The sequence below is a fragment of the Mogibacterium diversum genome, assembly GCF_002998925.1.
GTDB classification, from domain to species: Bacteria; Bacillota; Clostridia; order Peptostreptococcales; family Anaerovoracaceae; genus Mogibacterium; species Mogibacterium diversum.
In genome coordinates this window covers 157,240-174,641 of record NZ_CP027228.1, presented here as the reverse complement: position 1 = coordinate 174,641, position 17,402 = coordinate 157,240, and the positions used below count along the sequence as shown (strand labels likewise).

Annotated in this window: 14 protein-coding genes; 5 read left to right on the top strand and 9 right to left on the bottom strand. The window is 41.5% G+C overall.

What is annotated here, in order from left to right:
* Positions 1-262: 262 nt before the first annotated feature.
* From C5Q96_RS00800 to galE, 3 genes are all read right to left on the bottom strand, one after another.
* Positions 263-1,714 (bottom strand): Ig-like domain-containing protein, encoded by a 1,452-nt coding sequence (locus tag C5Q96_RS00800; RefSeq protein ID WP_106056286.1) that lies wholly within the window; start codon positions 1,712-1,714, stop codon positions 263-265.
* A gap of 162 nt (positions 1,715-1,876) precedes the next feature.
* Positions 1,877-4,054 (bottom strand): hypothetical protein, encoded by a 2,178-nt coding sequence (locus tag C5Q96_RS00795; protein WP_106056284.1) that lies wholly within the window; start codon positions 4,052-4,054, stop codon positions 1,877-1,879.
* Between the two features lie 177 nt (positions 4,055-4,231).
* Complete coding sequence (gene galE, locus C5Q96_RS00790) at positions 4,232-5,269, bottom strand: UDP-glucose 4-epimerase GalE (RefSeq protein ID WP_106056282.1); 1,038 nt, start codon at positions 5,267-5,269, stop codon at positions 4,232-4,234.
* A 337-nt stretch (positions 5,270-5,606) separates the two neighbouring features.
* On the opposite strand from galE, the gene C5Q96_RS00785 reads away from it, so the two are divergent.
* From C5Q96_RS00785 to C5Q96_RS00765, 5 genes are all read left to right on the top strand, one after another.
* Positions 5,607-6,974: an NCS2 family permease gene (locus C5Q96_RS00785; RefSeq protein WP_106056280.1), complete on the top strand. Its 1,368-nt coding sequence runs from the start codon at positions 5,607-5,609 to the stop codon at positions 6,972-6,974.
* Positions 6,975-7,119: 145 nt separating this feature from the next.
* Complete coding sequence (gene dinB / locus C5Q96_RS00780) at positions 7,120-8,346, top strand: DNA polymerase IV (RefSeq protein WP_106056278.1); 1,227 nt, start codon at positions 7,120-7,122, stop codon at positions 8,344-8,346.
* 1 nt (position 8,347) lies between these two features.
* Positions 8,348-9,520 carry a GH25 family lysozyme gene (locus tag C5Q96_RS00775; protein ID WP_106056276.1) on the top strand — a complete coding sequence of 391 codons (1,173 nt, stop codon included), beginning with the start codon at positions 8,348-8,350 and terminating at the stop codon, positions 9,518-9,520.
* A gap of 81 nt (positions 9,521-9,601) precedes the next feature.
* On the top strand, positions 9,602-10,351 hold the full coding sequence (locus C5Q96_RS00770) for an exodeoxyribonuclease III (RefSeq protein ID WP_106056274.1): 750 nt from the start codon (positions 9,602-9,604) through the stop codon (positions 10,349-10,351).
* Positions 10,352-10,504: 153 nt separating this feature from the next.
* Positions 10,505-10,783 (top strand): thioredoxin family protein, encoded by a 279-nt coding sequence (locus C5Q96_RS00765; RefSeq protein ID WP_106056273.1) that lies wholly within the window; start codon positions 10,505-10,507, stop codon positions 10,781-10,783.
* An 88-nt stretch (positions 10,784-10,871) separates the two neighbouring features.
* Here C5Q96_RS00765 and C5Q96_RS00760 read toward each other — a convergent pair whose 3' ends face one another.
* The 6 genes from C5Q96_RS00760 to C5Q96_RS00735 all read right to left on the bottom strand — a co-directional run bounded on the left by C5Q96_RS00760 (position 10,872) and on the right by C5Q96_RS00735 (position 17,375).
* A complete protein-coding gene (locus tag C5Q96_RS00760; protein ID WP_106056271.1) occupies positions 10,872-11,135 on the bottom strand; it encodes a SemiSWEET family transporter in 264 nt (87 codons plus the stop codon).
* Positions 11,136-11,364: 229 nt separating this feature from the next.
* On the bottom strand, positions 11,365-12,507 hold the full coding sequence (gene dnaJ / locus C5Q96_RS00755; RefSeq protein WP_106056269.1) for a molecular chaperone DnaJ: 1,143 nt from the start codon (positions 12,505-12,507) through the stop codon (positions 11,365-11,367).
* An 84-nt stretch (positions 12,508-12,591) separates the two neighbouring features.
* Complete coding sequence (gene dnaK / locus C5Q96_RS00750) at positions 12,592-14,445, bottom strand: molecular chaperone DnaK (RefSeq protein ID WP_106056267.1); 1,854 nt, start codon at positions 14,443-14,445, stop codon at positions 12,592-12,594.
* A 71-nt stretch (positions 14,446-14,516) separates the two neighbouring features.
* Entirely contained in the window at positions 14,517-15,143 is a 627-nt protein-coding gene (gene grpE / locus C5Q96_RS00745; protein WP_106056265.1) for a nucleotide exchange factor GrpE, read from the bottom strand.
* Entirely contained in the window at positions 15,136-16,185 is a 1,050-nt protein-coding gene (hrcA, locus tag C5Q96_RS00740) for a heat-inducible transcriptional repressor HrcA (RefSeq protein WP_106056263.1), read from the bottom strand. Before hrcA ends, grpE begins: the two co-directional genes overlap by 8 nt.
* 269 nt (positions 16,186-16,454) lie before the next feature.
* A complete protein-coding gene (locus C5Q96_RS00735; protein ID WP_106056261.1) occupies positions 16,455-17,375 on the bottom strand; it encodes a TDT family transporter in 921 nt (306 codons plus the stop codon).
* Positions 17,376-17,402 lie beyond the last annotated feature (27 nt).

Genomic DNA, 17,402 nt, shown 5'->3' with positions numbered 1-17,402 from the left:
ATAGGCACCGCGGCAACTTCACGATGTGATTATTACTTACTACATCCATGCATTTGAACACAAAGATGCCTATATATTATAGGTCACGAGCCTTATTATTGCAAGTATATTTGAGTAGTTTTCAAGCTTTTATATGTAAAAAACGGCAATCATCTAATACCTAGCTGATTGCCGCCTTATTTCATAATTCGTAAGTATTCGAGCACCTGCTTGCATAGCTATTCATCATTGTAAAAGTTCAATGGTCTTATTACCGAACTTGCTACTGAATATTTTTACGTCTTTTTTTAGCTGTAACTACCGCGAGTATAACCGAAGAGGCACATAGCACAAGTGCAGATTGAACAGGTTTGCTTGAATCACCAGTCTTAGGACTATTGTTCTTGTCGTTTCTGTCATCCCGGCGCTTAGTCACCGTTACGCTAGTCTCTCCTGGAACCTGGCTGTTCTTAATAATCTTCGTAACAGACTTATCTGGGCCGAAGTCCGCTGGAACTACCTTAACAGTCTCCGTGGATAGCATATATCCTTCTGGAGCTTTTTTCTCTTTTATCGTATACTTATCCTTCAGAAGTCCTCCAAGGCTTCCATTACCATTGCTGTCTGTAGTAATCTCCCCAACTTTAACACCCGAAGAGTCTCTGATAACTTCGAAAACAGCGCCACTCAAGCTATCACCATTTTCATTTTCCTTGTGGATTTTGATAGTAAAGTGGTAGCCGTTTGCCTCACCACCAGACTCCTGATATACAGCTCGTATTACTTCGTCCATAAGCACCTGAGTGTCATTATAGCCACTAATTCTGTTGTTGACAATTTCTTGATTGACGGGTCTATATGAAAGCTTCATATCATACTTTATGTAGTAGCCTTCTCCCTGCACGTTAGTGAAATCAATAGTGAAGCTGTTGCCATTAAAGTTAATCGGAATCTGATTTGTTACGTCAACTTCATTCTTTAGAGCAAAGTATCCATCAGCTCCAATCTCCCACCTACCCTTCGTAATCCTAAAGCTGTTCTTGTCATACGAAACAGCTGGCGTTTCGATCATGTCTTTTACTGTGAGTTTCTGAAAATTGCCACCCTTGCCGTTTACACGGATTCTGGTGCGCACAATTGTAGGATCGTTGTTATCGAAGTAGCTTCTCTTATACAGGTGTTCATCCGGATTATCTCTACGAACGCCAGCATATACAAATGGATTGATGTCAAATCCATGTCCACCGTCCATAACCAGACGCAGTCTCATCGTCTGACCAGATGTAACGACATCTGTATCAATTTTTACAGTGACATGGAGTGAACCAGATATATCAGAGTGACTATCTACATAATTGGCATATGTAATCGTAACTGTCTTCGCATCAGGGTCTGTAACCGCATTAGCGATAGTCTCGCCTGAAGGGCTCTTGATAGCGAAAGACTCTCTCTTCACGATTTCAAATTCATTAGGGACATGGATAATAGTCTTGTCTCCCGAATGAACTCTATTATTCAAAGCAAACTTAACTACAAGCTGCATCCTAGTTGTCACATCCGCCCATGTTGCTGGTGTAACTAAATCCGCCTTCGTTAGTTTGACTTCAGTAACAACATCATTATGAATGGTCTCTGCAAAAGCTTTTTCCATAATCGGTGTTATACCGAGCAGCATAATGCATGACAAGGTAAGGACAATGAGCCTCTTAGATACAGAAATAAATCTCGTATTCATAATTTCCTCCTTATAAAAATACCCACAATGTTGACTAATATTGTCATCATTACAAATGTAGCATATTCACGTTCGTATGTCACACTAAATTTAAGAAAAAAAGACGCCGACTAATCGGCGTCTTTTTCATTATTAAAATGTTTTGAGAAATCTTATGATTAATTATCTCTCTTCTCTTCTCTTGAGTCCAGCTGCACCAGCAACACCTGCTACCGCACCACCCATTATGAGCATATATAGCAGAACATCTGAAGTATCGCCAGTCTTAACAACTTTGCTAAGCTTAGCAGGCTTATTTGGCTTCACTGGTGTAACAGGAGTCGTCTCTGGAGCATACTTTAAAGTAAATGTAATCTTACTGAGATCTGTTGGGGCAATTGCATCCGCTCCATCTGCAGTTTGCTTACCGTTCCACTTTAGATTAAAGTTTACAACCTTGCCACTAGGTATATGAGTTGCCTTTGCTTTAAATACTCCACCAACTTCACCTTTCATCGTATAGTTGGTGTTAACAAATGCAGCATTTGTAAACTTAACTCCACCGACTTTCACCTTTAGATCATCGCTTACGGATCTGATATCTCTAGCTAGATCTTCATAGTTAGTGTAAGTCTTTACAAGCTTGATAGTAACGACAACCTTGTTGCCTGTGCGAGTAACATCAGTGATTTTGAACACATTGTTGCCACCTTCAAGAGTTGCACTTGGAGTACCACTGCCAAATGTCATTTCATTTGGTAATTCAAGGCTTGCAGTAAAGGTTGTATCTACACCATCGAGGCTGATTTGATTAGCAATAGGATTACTATAGTGATTCTCGATTTGAGTCATCTGATCCTTTACAGGCTTCACTCTTAGCAGACCAGTGACTTCATGCGTGTCGTTTCTACCTGTTACATATACCTGATTGTGCTCTGTTTCATTTCCGATGAGTATATCGCCCTCAAGGTCTCTAACGTCTGTTACAACTGTAGGTGCTTGCTTATACTTAAGGGTGAAAGATATCCTGCTTAGGTCAGATGGGTTAGTTGCATCTGAACCTGCTGCACTCTGCTTCCCGTTCCATGCATAGTTAAAGTTTATCACCTTGTTGCTTACTGTATTGGTAGCCTTTGCTTTGAAGCTTCCGCTAACCTTACCTATTACCGTATAGTTTGTATCTGCAGTTGCAGCAGATGTGAACTGCGCACCCTTAACAACAACCTTTAAGTTGTCGTCCACTGCGGACACCGCACTCTTTAGCTCGTTGTAGGTTCTAATATTATTAGAATTCTTAAGCTTAATGGTGACATCAACCTTATTACCATTTAATGAAGAATTAGTAATTTCAAACTTGCCATTTGCTCCAAGCAGCTGAACAGTTGGATTCGCATCTTTGAACTTCATACCAGAAGGAAGTTCAATTGAAGCATTAAAGGTTGTGTCGATATTTTCGACGTTAATTCCAGCAGCCACAGCTCCGTTAAACTGATTCTCTAATCTTGTGAGCTCGTCCTTTATAGGCTTTACATTGAGGTTGCCTGTGAAGTCGATGGTATCATCCTTCTGAGCCTCATACACAGCACTGTGTTCAGTCTCATTGCCGACGAGGATGTCACCCTCGAGATCTCCTGTAGTAGTCAAATCCTGAGGGAAATACTGTGTTAGATTACTTGTAAAACCAACGCTTGCTACGTCAGTGTTGTATGTCTCAAGGCCAGAACCAATCAAAGCCAAAAATCCAGATGGATAGAACGAGAAATCACCCTTTCCAACGATGCGCTCTCCCTCCATTCTAGCAGCTGATGCCTTATCGTTAGCTGTAACGCTATAAGGAATGCTGATATCTACAGTATGAGCATTTGGATTCGCCTTATCTGCAAGATATGCATTATAGATGCCCTGCCAGTTAACATCGTTCAGATACATCTTGAAGTTTACAGTCCTGCCATTAACAGTCTTAACTATCCTGTTACTATTTATGTATGATACAGAGTTTGCTACAGATATATTGCCGAGATTCACATCTTCAGGAAAAGTTACATTGTACTCGATGTAAGCTATTCTATTTTTCCCCTCTCTTCCGTGTGGGTACAGACCATTTGCAGCAGCATTTGCCATCTCTGTCTCATTAGGTTCAAGAACCTTTGACATTGGAATCTTTAGCTTCACAGTTCCGTTATACGTCGAACTGTTACCACCTGCTCCACCAGTAGAGCTTCCTACTTGGGTAACATACTGCGCAACAGGTAATACGTTGCTTGCAGCAGACGTTGGAAGCACAGCAGCAAGCTGGGCAACTATCATCGCAGCAACGACTATTAGCGCATGAAGCTTCTTAGACAATCTCTTTGCCTTCATCTTAATTCTCCTCCTTCTATTAAAAAAGCAGCAACACTCTGCCGCTAAAACTTAACGAGTAATTTGTTAGACTAATTTTACAGCCTGTTAGACTTAAAGTCTACACGCAATATTCCATTTTAAAAGGTGATGCATGTATTTATTTTCATACACCACCTGTAGATTTATTAATTTAAATTAATATATTTTATTGTGCCAATTCCAAGCCGATCTGCAGATATCCTCTATCCCGTACTTTGCAGTCCATCCAAGCTCTTCTCTAGCCTTATCGCTGCAAGCATACATTTCTGCTATATCACCATCTCTCGCAGCTTCTATCTTGTATGGGATCTCTCTACCTGAGGCTTTTTCAAAAGCCTTAATGGTTTCTAACACACTGTATCCACGACCAGTTCCAAGATTATATGTATATACATTCGGCTGACTATAAAGCTTTTTTATAGCCATAACGTGCCCATTAGCTAGATCTGTTATATGAATATAATCTCTAATACCTGTACCATCAGGCGTATTATATCTAGTGCCGAGCACTTTAAAGTACGGAATATCTCCATTTGCCGCAAGAGCAAGCGACGGGACGATATTGCTTGGAGACTTTCCATACATCTCGCCAATCAGACCACTCGGATGGGCGCCTGCCGGATTGAAGTATCTGAGAATCACTATATTCCACCTATCATCAGAGGTGAATACATCCCTTAGCATCTCCTCTTGAACCCACTTAGTCCGACCATAAGGATTTGTACAATTCCCGGTCTCACAACCCTCGGTAACTGGCACAACGCTTGACTCGCCATATACATTTGCGGATGAGCTAAGTATAATCTTGCGCACACCGTAATTATCCATCACCTCGAGCAACGATGTGGTAGACGCAATGTTGTTTCGGTAATATTTAAGCGGTGACTTAACCGCATCTCCGACAGCCTTGTATCCAGCTAGATGTATAGCCGCATCTAACTCTTCTTTTTCAAATAAGTCCACAAGGAGTGACTTATCGCAAACATCTATATTATAGAACGTAAAATCTCTTCCCGTAATTTTTCGAATTCCCGAGAGCGATTCTTCACTGGAATTACTAAGGTTATCAGCTATTACGATATCGAATCCCGATTCGAGAAGCGAAACAGCAACATGACTGCCAATATACCCAGCGCCACCAGTGAGCAGAATTTTTTTCTTATAAGCTTTGTTATCAATATTAATATCTGACATTTTTCCAACCTCAATACCGTATAAATAACTTCTAAAATCGCTTATGGTGATACATTATAGATTTTCTCAATATCAAAGTCTATTATATAGTTAAAATAAATACATGGGTTCTCGGCGGTTTCCGCTGCTTCCTTGAACATTCCACCGCTTTACACGTTGCAAAGTTCGGAAAAATCATTTTTTATGACTGATATATCATTTTAAGCCACTAATTTGTGTGAACCTTTCTTGAAGTCGGTCTTTATGCAACCTATAATTATTCTATCACGAATAGGCTATTATATGAGCTATTCAAATATTTAAAAGAAATTATTTATCACTAGAAGGAGTTATCTTTATGGAAAAGTTTTTTAAACTTAAGGAACACGGTACTACCACAAGTACTGAGATTATTGCCGGAATTACCACATTCCTATCGATGGTATATATCCTGGCAGTAAACCCTAACATTCTCTCTGCTGCAGGCATGGACGGGGCGGCTGTTTTCACAGCTACTGCAGTTTCCGCAACTGTAGCGACACTATTCATGGCATTCTTCGCAAACTATCCTGTTGCACTAGCTTCAGGAATGGGACTAAACGCATACTTCGCTTACTCGGTCTGCATACCTATGGCCAAGGCAGGGATTAATGACCCATGGAAAATCGCACTTGCCGCAGTACTTATAGAAGGTATCGTATTCGTTCTTCTTTCACTAACTAGCTTCCGTGAAAAGCTTGTTAACGAAGTACCTGCTAACCTAAAGTATGGAATCACAGCGGGTATCGGATTATTTATCGTACTCGTTGGACTAAAGGGTGCAGGTATTGTAATCAGCAGCACTGCAACACTCGTTGATCTCGGTCACGTTGGAACACCACAGTTTGTACTTGCTATGATCGGATTCTTCTGTATCTGTGCTATGGTTCGCAAGAACGTCCCTGGTGCAGTTCTATGGGGTATCCTCATCACATGGATTCTCGGAATTATCGCAGAAAAGACTGGTTGGTACCACGTAGATCCTGCTGCTGGCGCGTTCTCACTAGTACCTGCAAAGATTTTCAGTATTCCATCCGCACCGCACATCGGACAGTTTGACTTCGCTTGGATTTCACAGAATCTGATTAACTTCTTAGTTATCACATTCTCATTCCTGTTCGTTGACTTATTTGATACTGTAGGAACACTTATCGGAGTTGCATCTAAGGGAAATCTTCTCGACGAAAATGGAAATCTTCCTCGTGCTAAAGGCGCTCTTCTCGCTGATGCATTCGGAACAATATTCGGAGCTATCGTGGGAACCTCAACAGTAACTTCATACGTTGAGTCGAGTGCCGGAGTAGCTGCTGGAGGTAGGACAGGTCTTACTGCAGTTACATCTGCTGTTATGTTCGCAGTAGCACTATTCTTCTCACCAGTATTCCTAGCTATCCCTGGATTTGCTACAACTCCAGCGCTTATGTATGTAGGATTATTGATGGTGTCGTCTATCAAGAATATCGACTTTGACTCTGATATCGCTGATACTGCTGCTGCATTCTGCGCAATCACATTCATGCCTTTTACTTATTCCATAGCAAACGGAATCATGTTCGGTATGATTTCTTGGGTGCTACTTAAGGTTATCGGAGGAAAGATTAAGGAAGTTTCCCCAGTAATGTGGGTTTCATTTGCACTCTTCGCACTTAGAATCGGTACCTTAATTGCTGGAATCGGATTTCACTAAGTTGACTTTATTATAAGCAGCATATTGAATAAAAATATTAGGCGAGCTCCTTTGAGCTCGCCTTTCTTATATTTAAAAACACCCGTTCGCAAACTTCCAAAATCGTTTATAATAGTACAGAACCAACTTATGAAAGGACTGCAGCATGAACTCCGATAGACGAATACTACATTGTGATATGAATAGCTTCTATGCTTCTGTCGAGCTTTTGTCACGCCCCGATATAAAGGATAAACCCGTTGCAGTCGCAGGAGATCCCGATAGCAGGCATGGAATAATTTTAGCCAAGAACGAACTTGCAAAAAAGTTCGGTGTTGTAACAGCCGAGACTATTCAGTCTGCAAAGAGAAAATGTCCAGAACTTGTAACAATACCTCCCCATCACGACAAATATCGCGAGTATAGTCATATGCTTAACTCGATATATTTGGAGTATACAGATCTTGTGGAACCATTCAGCGTTGATGAATCATGGCTAGATGTGACCGCTAGCGAAATGCTGCTCGGTGATGCGAAAATCATAGCTGACAATATAAGAGAGCGTGTGTACCGCGAACTTGGTCTCACACTATCTGCAGGTGTATCGTTCAATAAGATATTTGCAAAGATGGGAAGCGATTACAAGAAACCTAACGCAACTACAGTTATTTCAAGAAGTAATTTTAAAGAATTATTATGGCCGATGGCTGTTTCTGAAATGTTCTTTGTAGGCAGATCGACCGCTACTAAGCTAAGCAGCCTTGGAATTCACACGATTGGAGACTTAGCTCATGCAGACCAGTTGCTGCTTTCCAGGACCTTTGGAGTCCATGGCGTAAATCTCTATAAGTATGCAAATGGCCTAGACGATAATCCCGTTAGAGCATACGACAATCGCGAGGACATCAAGTCAGTTGGACACGGCATGACATTTAGGCGCAATCTAATGGGTGCCGACGACGTAGGGATTGCCTTGACAGAATTAACAGACAAAGTCAGCACTCGCTTAAGAAGGCATGATAAATGGGCACGTGGTGTTAAAATAGAGATCACTACGCCTGAATTTAAAAGGTTTTCGAAACAAAAGCGATTACCGAGCCCAATCAGTAGCCCTGCAGCATTTAGAAATGCTGCAGTAGAGTTAATTAGCGATCTAAATTTTACGAATAAGCCAATAAGACTTCTTACTGTAACAGCAATAGACCTGACAGATTCACCGGACGATGGTCAGCTCACCATATTTACGATGGGCGCTACAACAGACGAGAAACAGAGAAGCGAAAAAGATGAAAATATAGCTAAAGCGATGGATGAGATAAGGGATAAATTTGGAAAATCATCGATAAAGTTTGCTCACGTAATCGGAAACGATATCGGGATTGACGAGGATTAGAATGAGACAAGGACAAAACAATTCATCAAGACGAAGGCGCAGAAAATCTACGAGAAAACGAGATGGCCTTCGCTCAAGGATTAAGAAATATTGGAAACGAAAATGGAACTCATTTAAGCGCAAGTCTATACGCAAGATAAAGAAGAACAAGTTCAAGGTGGCATTTTCTATTATCGGACTATTGGCGATTTTGATTGTGATCATTCTCCACTCTATGCGCAGTATCCCTTTTGAGTACGGCAATTTTACGCATGATGCTAGGTTTAAAGGATACGTGATATCCACGGGGATTGATGTTTCATATGCACAGGGAGATAATATCGATTGGCATAAAGTTAAGAAGTCCGGTGTCGATTTCGTATATATACGCGCTGGCTTCAGGGATGCTTCAAAGGGGAATCTCCATAAGGATACTAAGTTCGAAAAGAACATTAAAGGCGCATCTGATGCAGGTCTAATGGTCGGAGTGTACATATACTCACAAGCTACAACGACTGAAGAAGCAGCAGCCGAAGCTGATTATCTAGCTAACCTGGCAGACAAATACCGCATCGACCTACCGATAGTAATGGACTACGAGCTATATAACGGTGGTAGGCTGGCTAGAGCGATAAATTCTGGTTCCCTCGGAACTTCGGGAATTAATAAAAACGCTTTAGCATTTGCAAAGAGAGGCTGGGGGCGTGGCTACGAAACAATGGTCTACGGAAACTATGATTTTCTAATGCACTATGCGAGCGGGTACGAGCTATCTAAAAGCACAAACATTTGGCTTGCTCAATATCATACGCAGGCCACATACAAAGGTAAATATATGATGTGGCAGAGCACCGATAAAGCTACTGTTCCAGGTATAAGCAAGAACGTTGATCTCAACTTCATGTATCTAAATCCAAAGGATACATATCGGTCTCAAAGATCTAGCGCAATTGGTAAGAGGTCGATTGAAAGATGCAATGTGCAGCTTAAAAGCCACAGCTCAAGGTATCTCGGATTTGCTGTTAAGCCTGGTATCGTGGTTTACGACCGCGGCAAGGAGCTTAGCGAAGATAAAGATTATAGAGTTGCATACATTAAGAACACATCTCCTGGCACAGGATATGCTATAGTTACAGGGATAGGAAAATACAAGGATTCTGTCATGACGAGCTTCAAAATCAAGAAGCTATTATGATGATGCAGAAATTGATATGCCAATATTGCAGAACCTTGTGAGATAATGAAATTGCCAATTAAGACAAAGGAAGATTATAAAATGAAATTTATATCATGGAACGTAAACGGTTTCAGAGCTGTTCTAAAGAAAGGGTTCGAAGAGATTTTTAATGAACTCGATGCTGACTTTTTCTGTCTTCAAGAAACCAAGATGCAGGAAGGTCAAGCTGACTTCCACCCAGAGGGTTATTACGAATATTACAGCTATGCGGAGAAAAAGGGTTACTCAGGAACTGCGATTTTTGCAAAAGAAGAGCCGCTAAGTGTCACATACGGAATCGATGGAAAGCACAATGACGAAGGTCGTGTAATCACGCTTGAATACGATGATTTTTACCTAATATGCGCATACGTGCCAAACGCTCAGAACGAGCTTAAGAGAATTGACTACAGGATGGAATACGAGGACGACCTGCGAGCTTATATGACTGAGCTAGACAAAGTGAAACCTGTCGTATACTGCGGTGACCTCAACGTTGCACATCAGGAAATCGACCTCAAGAACCCGAAGAGTAATCGCGGAAGTGCTGGGTTCTCCGATGAGGAACGTGGCAAGATGACAGAGCTCCTCGCATCCGGATTTACTGATACATTCAGATATCTACAACCTGAAACTACAGGGGTATACTCATGGTGGTCATACCGCTTCAACGCTCGTGCCAACAACGCTGGTTGGCGCATAGACTACTTTATCGTGTCTAATCGACTAGAACCTAAAATCAAAGAGGCTTCTATATTAACTGATGTGTACGGCAGTGACCACTGCCCTGTCTCATTGGTACTTGAATAGCATTGGTGACCACAATATATGTGCTCCCACATGAACGATTGCACAATGATAATTTAGATACTAAAAATATACTTATGATAAAAATACTTGAAAATCAAGCTATTTAATTAAAACTAACACTAATATTTATGTATAAGTAGAAAGGGAAAAGTTATGAAAAAGATTACAGCATTTGAATACGCAGGCTGCCCATACTGCGTGCAGGGAAAAAAGGCTCTCGCTGATCTCATCGAGGAGAATCCAGAGTACGGCAAAGTCGAGGTTGAATGGATTGAGGAGAATGAACATCCTGAGATCATCGCAAACTACGATTACTATGCTACACCTTCGATGTTCATCGATGGTGAGAAGAAATATGAGGCTCATCTATTTGAAAGCTACGAGGAGTGCAGAGGTCACATCAAGGATGTGCTGGATGAGGCACTGCGGTAATAACGGATTTATGCTATATTCAACTAATTTTAGTAGCAGAAAAAAACAGCAACTTATTTATGAAGTTGCTGTTTTGTTTATATAATTTTTATAAAGAAGTAATAAAAGTTAAACCTCCTAATATCACTCCAGTTGCATTGGGAATGATGAGGATCCAGTCTTTTTTAGGTTCTTTTGTCCAACCATAGATTACCCAAATTAAACAAAAAGCTGCTGCGAATAGTGGTTGGAATGGTTGAGCTTTTTCTCCTTGTAAGTTAGCGATAATTTGTGGAATATATGCAACAAAGACAAGGATTCCAATAAAAGCTCCAATAGATCCGACAAAGCGATTAATTTTTTGTTTAGACATATAACACCTCCTAAATTTTTATTGTATCAGAGGGAAAAGATACTGTCAATAACACATGGTTCATCAAGTAGAGTATTTAAATCGTTTACCTTCATACATCCCCCATTGTTTTTTATGCCTTATCTTGTCATAATTTTTCTATTATTTAGTTCGTAATTTTCAATTTTTTTAGTAAATTTATTACAAACAAAAGAGCGAAAACCAGTTTTTAAGTCTTCGCTCTTTGTTCTTATTTATCAAACTTGAGGTTATTAAACTCTTTCTTGCGTGGATATGAGTCCTCGGAGAACTCCTCAGCCATATTCTTAATAGCCTTCTTCTCCTTCGAGCTGAGTTTAGTAGGAACCTCGATATTAACCTTTACATAGAGGTCGCCATATCTACCAGTTCTAGGGTTCTTAACACCCTTGCCCTTCAGCCTAAAGTTTGAACCCGTCTGAGTTCCTGGAGCCAGTGTGTACGAATATGTCTCGTTGAAACCCGGAACTTTAACCTTGTCACCGAGAACTGCCTGATCATATGAAATAGGCATCGTCAGATATAGGTCATCACCACGTCTCTTGTAAATCTTGTGTGGCTTTACGTTGATAACAATATACAGATCTCCGGACGGACCTCCATTTACACCAGGCTCGCCCTCTCCACGAATTGGAATGATGCTGTCGCTATCAACTCCTGCCGGAATATCAATTTTAAGTGTAACAGTCTTTCTAACTGAACCTTTGCCGTGGCAATCAGGGCAAGGTTTATCTATTACCTGACCAGTTCCACCGCATGCATTACAAGTAGTCACATTTTGGAAAGTACCAAAAGGAGTCTGCGATACACTAGACACCTGACCAGTTCCACCGCACTTCTCACAAGTATGCTTATGTGTTCCTGGGGCTGTTCCTTCACCATTACAAGTTTTACATTTAACTTCTTTTGTTAGCTTGATTTCTTTTCTGCAGCCAAATATCGCTTCTGTAAACTCGATTGTAATCGACTTCTGTAGGTCATTTCCCTTGCGAGGACCATTCCTCCTAGCACTGCGTCCGCCGAAGCCACCAAAGCCACCGCCGAACATATCAAATATATCTTCAAAGCCACCGAAGCCACCAAAGCCTGCTCCTGCTCCTGCTCCACCACCAAAACCTGCATTTGGATCTACTCCTGCGTGTCCAAATCTATCATACTTATTCTTTTTATCAGGATCCGACAATACAGCGTATGCTTCATTGGCTTCCTTGAATTTTTCTTCAGCTTCCTTATCTCCTGGATTCTTATCAGGATGATATTTCATCGCCATCTTACGATATGCTTTCTTGATTTCGTCTTCGGAAGCGCCTTTCTGGATGCCCAGCACCTCATAATAATCTCTTTTTTCTGCCATATTATTTCCTTCCAACGATAAATTTATTAAATCAGTGAACTGCCGGCACTAGGTGCCGGCAGTAATCACCTGCTGTATTTAGACTTATTTGTCTTCGTCTACCACTTCATAGTCAGCATCTACAGTGTTGCCATTTGGACCTGCACTCTGTGCGCTGTCCTGTGCCTGCTCACCAGATCCTGCAGCACTTGCCTGAGCCTGCTGAGCTTCCTGATAGATTCTCGATGAAATTGGATAGAATGCCTGTGTTAGAGCCTCAATCTTAGCCTTGATATCTTCAACATCGTTAGCTTCTACAGCCTTCTTAAGGTCTTCCCTTGCAGCATCAACCTTAGACTTCTCATCAGCTGTAACCTTGTCACCGAGTTCATTCATCTGCTTTTCGGTTTCGAAGAGCATTCCTTCAGCCTGGTTCTTAACCTCGACTTCTTCCTTCTTCTTCTTATCCTCTTCAGCATACTGCTCAGCTTCCTTGATCTTAGCGTTAATCTCATCCTCAGAAAGCTTAGTTGAAGACGTGATCGTGATCTGCTGCTCTTTTCCAGTTCCTAGGTCCTTAGCACTTACATTTACGATACCGTTGGCATCGATGTCAAATGTAACCTCAATCTGCGGAATTCCACGAGGAGCTGGAGCGATACCTGTGAGCTGGAATCTGCCCAGTGTGATATTGTCGGCAGCCATCTCTCTTTCGCCCTGCATTACGTGAACATCTACCGCTGTCTGATTGTCTGCTGCTGTCGAGAAAATCTGACTCTTCTTAGTTGGAATAGTAGTATTTCTCTCGATTAGCTTAGTTGCTACACCACCTAGTGTCTCAATTGAAAGTGATAGTGGAGTAACGTCGAGCAGAAGCACGTCATTTACCTCTCCTGTAAGTACACCAGCCTGAATTGAAGCACCTACTGCAACGCACTCGTCAGGGTTGATTCCCTTAAATGGTTCTTTACCGGTTACCTTCTGAACTGCTGCCTGAACTGCTGGAATACGAGTTGAACCACCAACGAGGATTACCTTAGAGATGTCAGCGTTAGTTACTCCAGCATCTGCCATAGCCTTCTTCATAGGCTCAATACTTCTATCCACTAAATCGCTAGTGAGCTGATCAAATCTAGCTCTTGTAAGATCCATATCCATGTGAAGTGGGCCAGCTTCAGAAACTGTGATGAATGGCAGATTAATCTTAGTTGTCTGAGCACTTGATAGCTCTTTCTTAGCCTTCTCTGCAGCTTCCTTTAGTCTCTGTAGAGCCATGTTGTCTTTTCTAAGATCTATTCCGTGCTCTGCCATGAAGGAGTCAGCTAGGAAGTTTAGAACTGCGTTATCGAAGTCATCTCCGCCGAGATGTGTATCTCCGTTTGTAGCTAGTACCTCAAATACTCCGTCTCCTAGTTCAAGTACAGATACATCGAATGTACCGCCACCTAGGTCGTATACGAGGATTTTCTGTGATCCGTCAGCCTTGTCTAGTCCGTAAGCTAGCGATGCAGCTGTTGGCTCATTGATGATTCTCTTTACATCGAGTCCTGCAATCTTACCAGCATCCTTTGTAGCCTGCTTCTGTGCATCGGAGAAGTATGCAGGAACTGTGATTACAGCCTCTGAAACCTTCTCTCCGAGGTAAGCTTCAGCATCTGCCTTAAGCTTTCCTAATATCATAGCTGAGATATCTTGTGGAGTGTAGCTCTTGCCATCGATCTCTACAGTGTAGTTCTCGCCCATGTGTCTCTTGATAGAAGCGATTGTTCTATCTGGGTTAGTTATAGCCTGTCTCTTAGCAGTCTCTCCTACTAGTCTCTCACCGTTCTTGGTGAATGCAACTACAGATGGAGTCGTCCTTGCACCCTCTGCATTTGCGATTACCACTGGTTCTCCGCCCTCTAGAACGGCTACACAGCTATTTGTTGTTCCTAAATCAATTCCAATAATCTTGCTCATTTTATTTACTTCCTTTCATATAAGAAATCTTAATTTACTAATTTTATGTACTCGCCTTTTGTGCTACCGCACTACTTTGCGACAGTAACCATCGAAGGTCTAATGACCTTTCCGTTAAGGGTATATCCCTTCTGGAGCACGCTACAAACCTTATTGCTGTCGTACTCTTCACTATCTGCTGTCATAACTGCGTTATGCATGTTAGGATCAAACTCTTCACCAAGAGCCTTCACTTCCACAAGTCCAGACTTCGTGAGCACTCCGAGCAATTGATCAAAGATAAGTTTCATGCCCTGCGCATAACCTTCTACATCTGTGGAATTATCAGTCGCGAGCGCTCTCTCGAAATTATCAAGTATCTCGAGTAGTTCAGTTACAATCTTTTCATTTGCATAAGAATGTATATCGGACTTCTCCTTTGCAACTCGCTTCTTATAGTTCTGAAACTCTGCCATCAGTCTGAGGTATTTTGCATCGCCATTCTCTTCAGCTTCCGCTTTCTTGCTATTATCTTCTGTAGCGACCTCCGAAGCATTATCCTCGGAACTTTCTGAGGATTCAGGCTGCTCATCTTCTTTTGATGTTGTTTCATTTTCCATATTGTTATCTATTGAATCTGAAGTTTCAGTCTTAAGCTCTTCTGTCGCTTTCGTCTGAGCTTCAGCTTGATCGCCATTAATCTTTTTCTCTTCAGTCATCCTTAATTTCCTTTCCCTCGCTTAGCAAGAACGATTTACTGAGGTTCTCAGTCAGATACTCCATAATAGAAGTAACCTCGCTGTAGTTCATACGTGTCGGTCCAATTACACCAATCTTTCCTATCAATTTACCATCTACATGATATGTCGCTGTTACAAGCGAGCAATCTTTCATCGAAGAATCGTTATTTTCATCTCCTATAGTCACGATTATTCCATCATCACGCTGGAGCATGTCCTTCGCAAATTCATCCTTCTTGCTAACTAGCTCGATAAAAGCCTTTGCCTTATCAATGCTACTGTACTCAGGAATATTAAATATATTAGTCAAGCCTTCCATGTATAGATTGACATTGAGCATATCCTCAAGCGTCTTCATAAAGTTAGGCATAATCTTGCTTGCTAGCGGACTCATCGCCTCAAGGTCAGAATTGAAATCTGCGATAATCGATTTCTTAAGGGCCTCATCTATCGTAGTCCCCTTATAGTTATACGTCATCGACTTGCTCAAAACCTCTAGAGACTCAGGTGTATATGGAACATCCACTTTAAGCGTAGTATTGTTAACATTACCTGTATCCGAAACTATCATTAACACGATTGTGGCTTCATCTACTGGGAGTAGCCTTATGAACTTTAACGTGTCGCAGCTTGCTGATGGTGTCATCGCAAAGGATGCAAGTTTTGTAATATCAGATAGAAGCTCTGCGGCCTGCTGAAGTGTCTGATTAAACTCAGCCACACTCACCTGCATTCTCTCGTTAATAATCTCTTTTTCCTCTGGCGAAAGATCGTGCTTACTCATCAGACTATTTACATAGAGTCTGTAAGCCTTATCAGAAGGCACACGGCCTGCCGAAGTGTGAGGATGAGTCAGGTAACCAAGCTCTTCTAAATCAGCCATTTCATTTCTAATCGTAGCTGGGCTGACGCCTAGTCCATACTTCTTAGCAAGTGACCGCGAGCCAACAGGTTCCGCACTTTTAACATAATCAGTAATAATTGCCTGGAGGATCTGAAGTTTTCTCTCACTAATATCCATTGCTCTCCCTCCTGTCCTCAAATTTTCTGTTAGCACTCATCAATATGGAGTGCTAATCACTACACATAGTCTACTATCACAGCCCCCATGTGTCAACATATAAAATGAAATACTATATGTTTTTTTCGTGAAGTGCACATCAGTATATGTTCACACTAAAATAGACCTCGGCATATGCCGCGGTCTATTAATATTCATCTCAAAGGATTCTTTTAGAAGATTATTTCCTTACCTTCTGGCGGGCATTTCCGCTTATTGATTCATCTACGTTATTTACCTTCATGACCTGCATTCCCAGCAAATATAAACACCATATACTTAACATACACAAATGCTACGAACGCCGTTGCTATTACTGTCTCTGCTAGAACTATGTTGCTTAGCCATGGAAGTGGATGCCCCATGAGAGCAGAACATGCCATCGTCTGCTTAGTAGCAATCGCACTGATTACAAAAGGGAATGTGAAACCCGCAAAGCTCGGATAGAACTTCTTCAGCAATCCAAGAGAGACAACTAGAGAATATACATACAGTACTGTTGCGACTACGAACATCGCCATAAGCAGCGTAAAGTTCTTCACTTGAACCGATTGAATATATGCTGCGATGCAAAGGCTCATAGGGGCCGCAAATATCCCACTAAGTGGTTTTACCGGTTCTGGCAGCGGATGCACTGCATACCTCTTGATAACTATTACAAGAAGTGGGATCAGTGTAATCAGGCCGAACCAAAATGTCGCTGCTCCAAATCCAGTCTTTCCATACGCAGGTGCAGTTACTCCTGCAACTGCAATTCCTACATATACGATGAACCAAGTCGTGAAGACCTTCTTCTGGTCATATTTTAGCAAGAACTTCGCTGTGAAATACACGATTAATATGACATGTAATACTATAGCGAATATCCAGACAAAGTATGCGCCTTGCCCTATAAATGGTTTAACGTAGGTACTGAGTATCATCAGTGCCATTGGAAAAGTTGCTGCTACTCCAGCCATTACAGGAGTATCCAAATCTTCTTTTATTGTACTCGGATATTTTACGAGCTTTAACAGTATTAAAACCAGCAAAAATGCCGCCAAGATCCCACAGATATTTCGAACCGTCTCCGAATAACTCTGTAGTAGATTTCCGAGGGCAGCTGTTCCAAGCATCACACCACATATGGGAAAAGGTACTTTCTTAATCATAATCACATTCTCCGTTCTCTACAAAAA

Bases quoted from the DNA above. Each gene is read 5' to 3' on its own strand.
- C5Q96_RS00800 (WP_106056286.1), bottom strand. From the start codon at position 1,714: ATGAATACGAGATTTATTTCTGTATCTAAGAGGCTCATTGTCCTTACC.
- C5Q96_RS00795 (WP_106056284.1), bottom strand. From the start codon at position 4,054: ATGAAGGCAAAGAGATTGTCTAAGAAGCTTCATGCGCTAATAGTCGTT.
- galE (WP_106056282.1), bottom strand. From the start codon at position 5,269: ATGTCAGATATTAATATTGATAACAAAGCTTATAAGAAAAAAATTCTG.
- C5Q96_RS00785 (WP_106056280.1), top strand. From the start codon at position 5,607: ATGGAAAAGTTTTTTAAACTTAAGGAACACGGTACTACCACAAGTACT.
- dinB (WP_106056278.1), top strand. From the start codon at position 7,120: ATGAACTCCGATAGACGAATACTACATTGTGATATGAATAGCTTCTAT.
- C5Q96_RS00775 (WP_106056276.1), top strand. From the start codon at position 8,348: ATGAGACAAGGACAAAACAATTCATCAAGACGAAGGCGCAGAAAATCT.
- C5Q96_RS00770 (WP_106056274.1), top strand. From the start codon at position 9,602: ATGAAATTTATATCATGGAACGTAAACGGTTTCAGAGCTGTTCTAAAG.
- C5Q96_RS00765 (WP_106056273.1), top strand. From the start codon at position 10,505: ATGAAAAAGATTACAGCATTTGAATACGCAGGCTGCCCATACTGCGTG.
- C5Q96_RS00760 (WP_106056271.1), bottom strand. From the start codon at position 11,135: ATGTCTAAACAAAAAATTAATCGCTTTGTCGGATCTATTGGAGCTTTT.
- dnaJ (WP_106056269.1), bottom strand. From the start codon at position 12,507: ATGGCAGAAAAAAGAGATTATTATGAGGTGCTGGGCATCCAGAAAGGC.
- dnaK (WP_106056267.1), bottom strand. From the start codon at position 14,445: ATGAGCAAGATTATTGGAATTGATTTAGGAACAACAAATAGCTGTGTA.
- grpE (WP_106056265.1), bottom strand. From the start codon at position 15,143: ATGACTGAAGAGAAAAAGATTAATGGCGATCAAGCTGAAGCTCAGACG.
- hrcA (WP_106056263.1), bottom strand. From the start codon at position 16,185: ATGGATATTAGTGAGAGAAAACTTCAGATCCTCCAGGCAATTATTACT.
- C5Q96_RS00735 (WP_106056261.1), bottom strand. From the start codon at position 17,375: ATGATTAAGAAAGTACCTTTTCCCATATGTGGTGTGATGCTTGGAACA.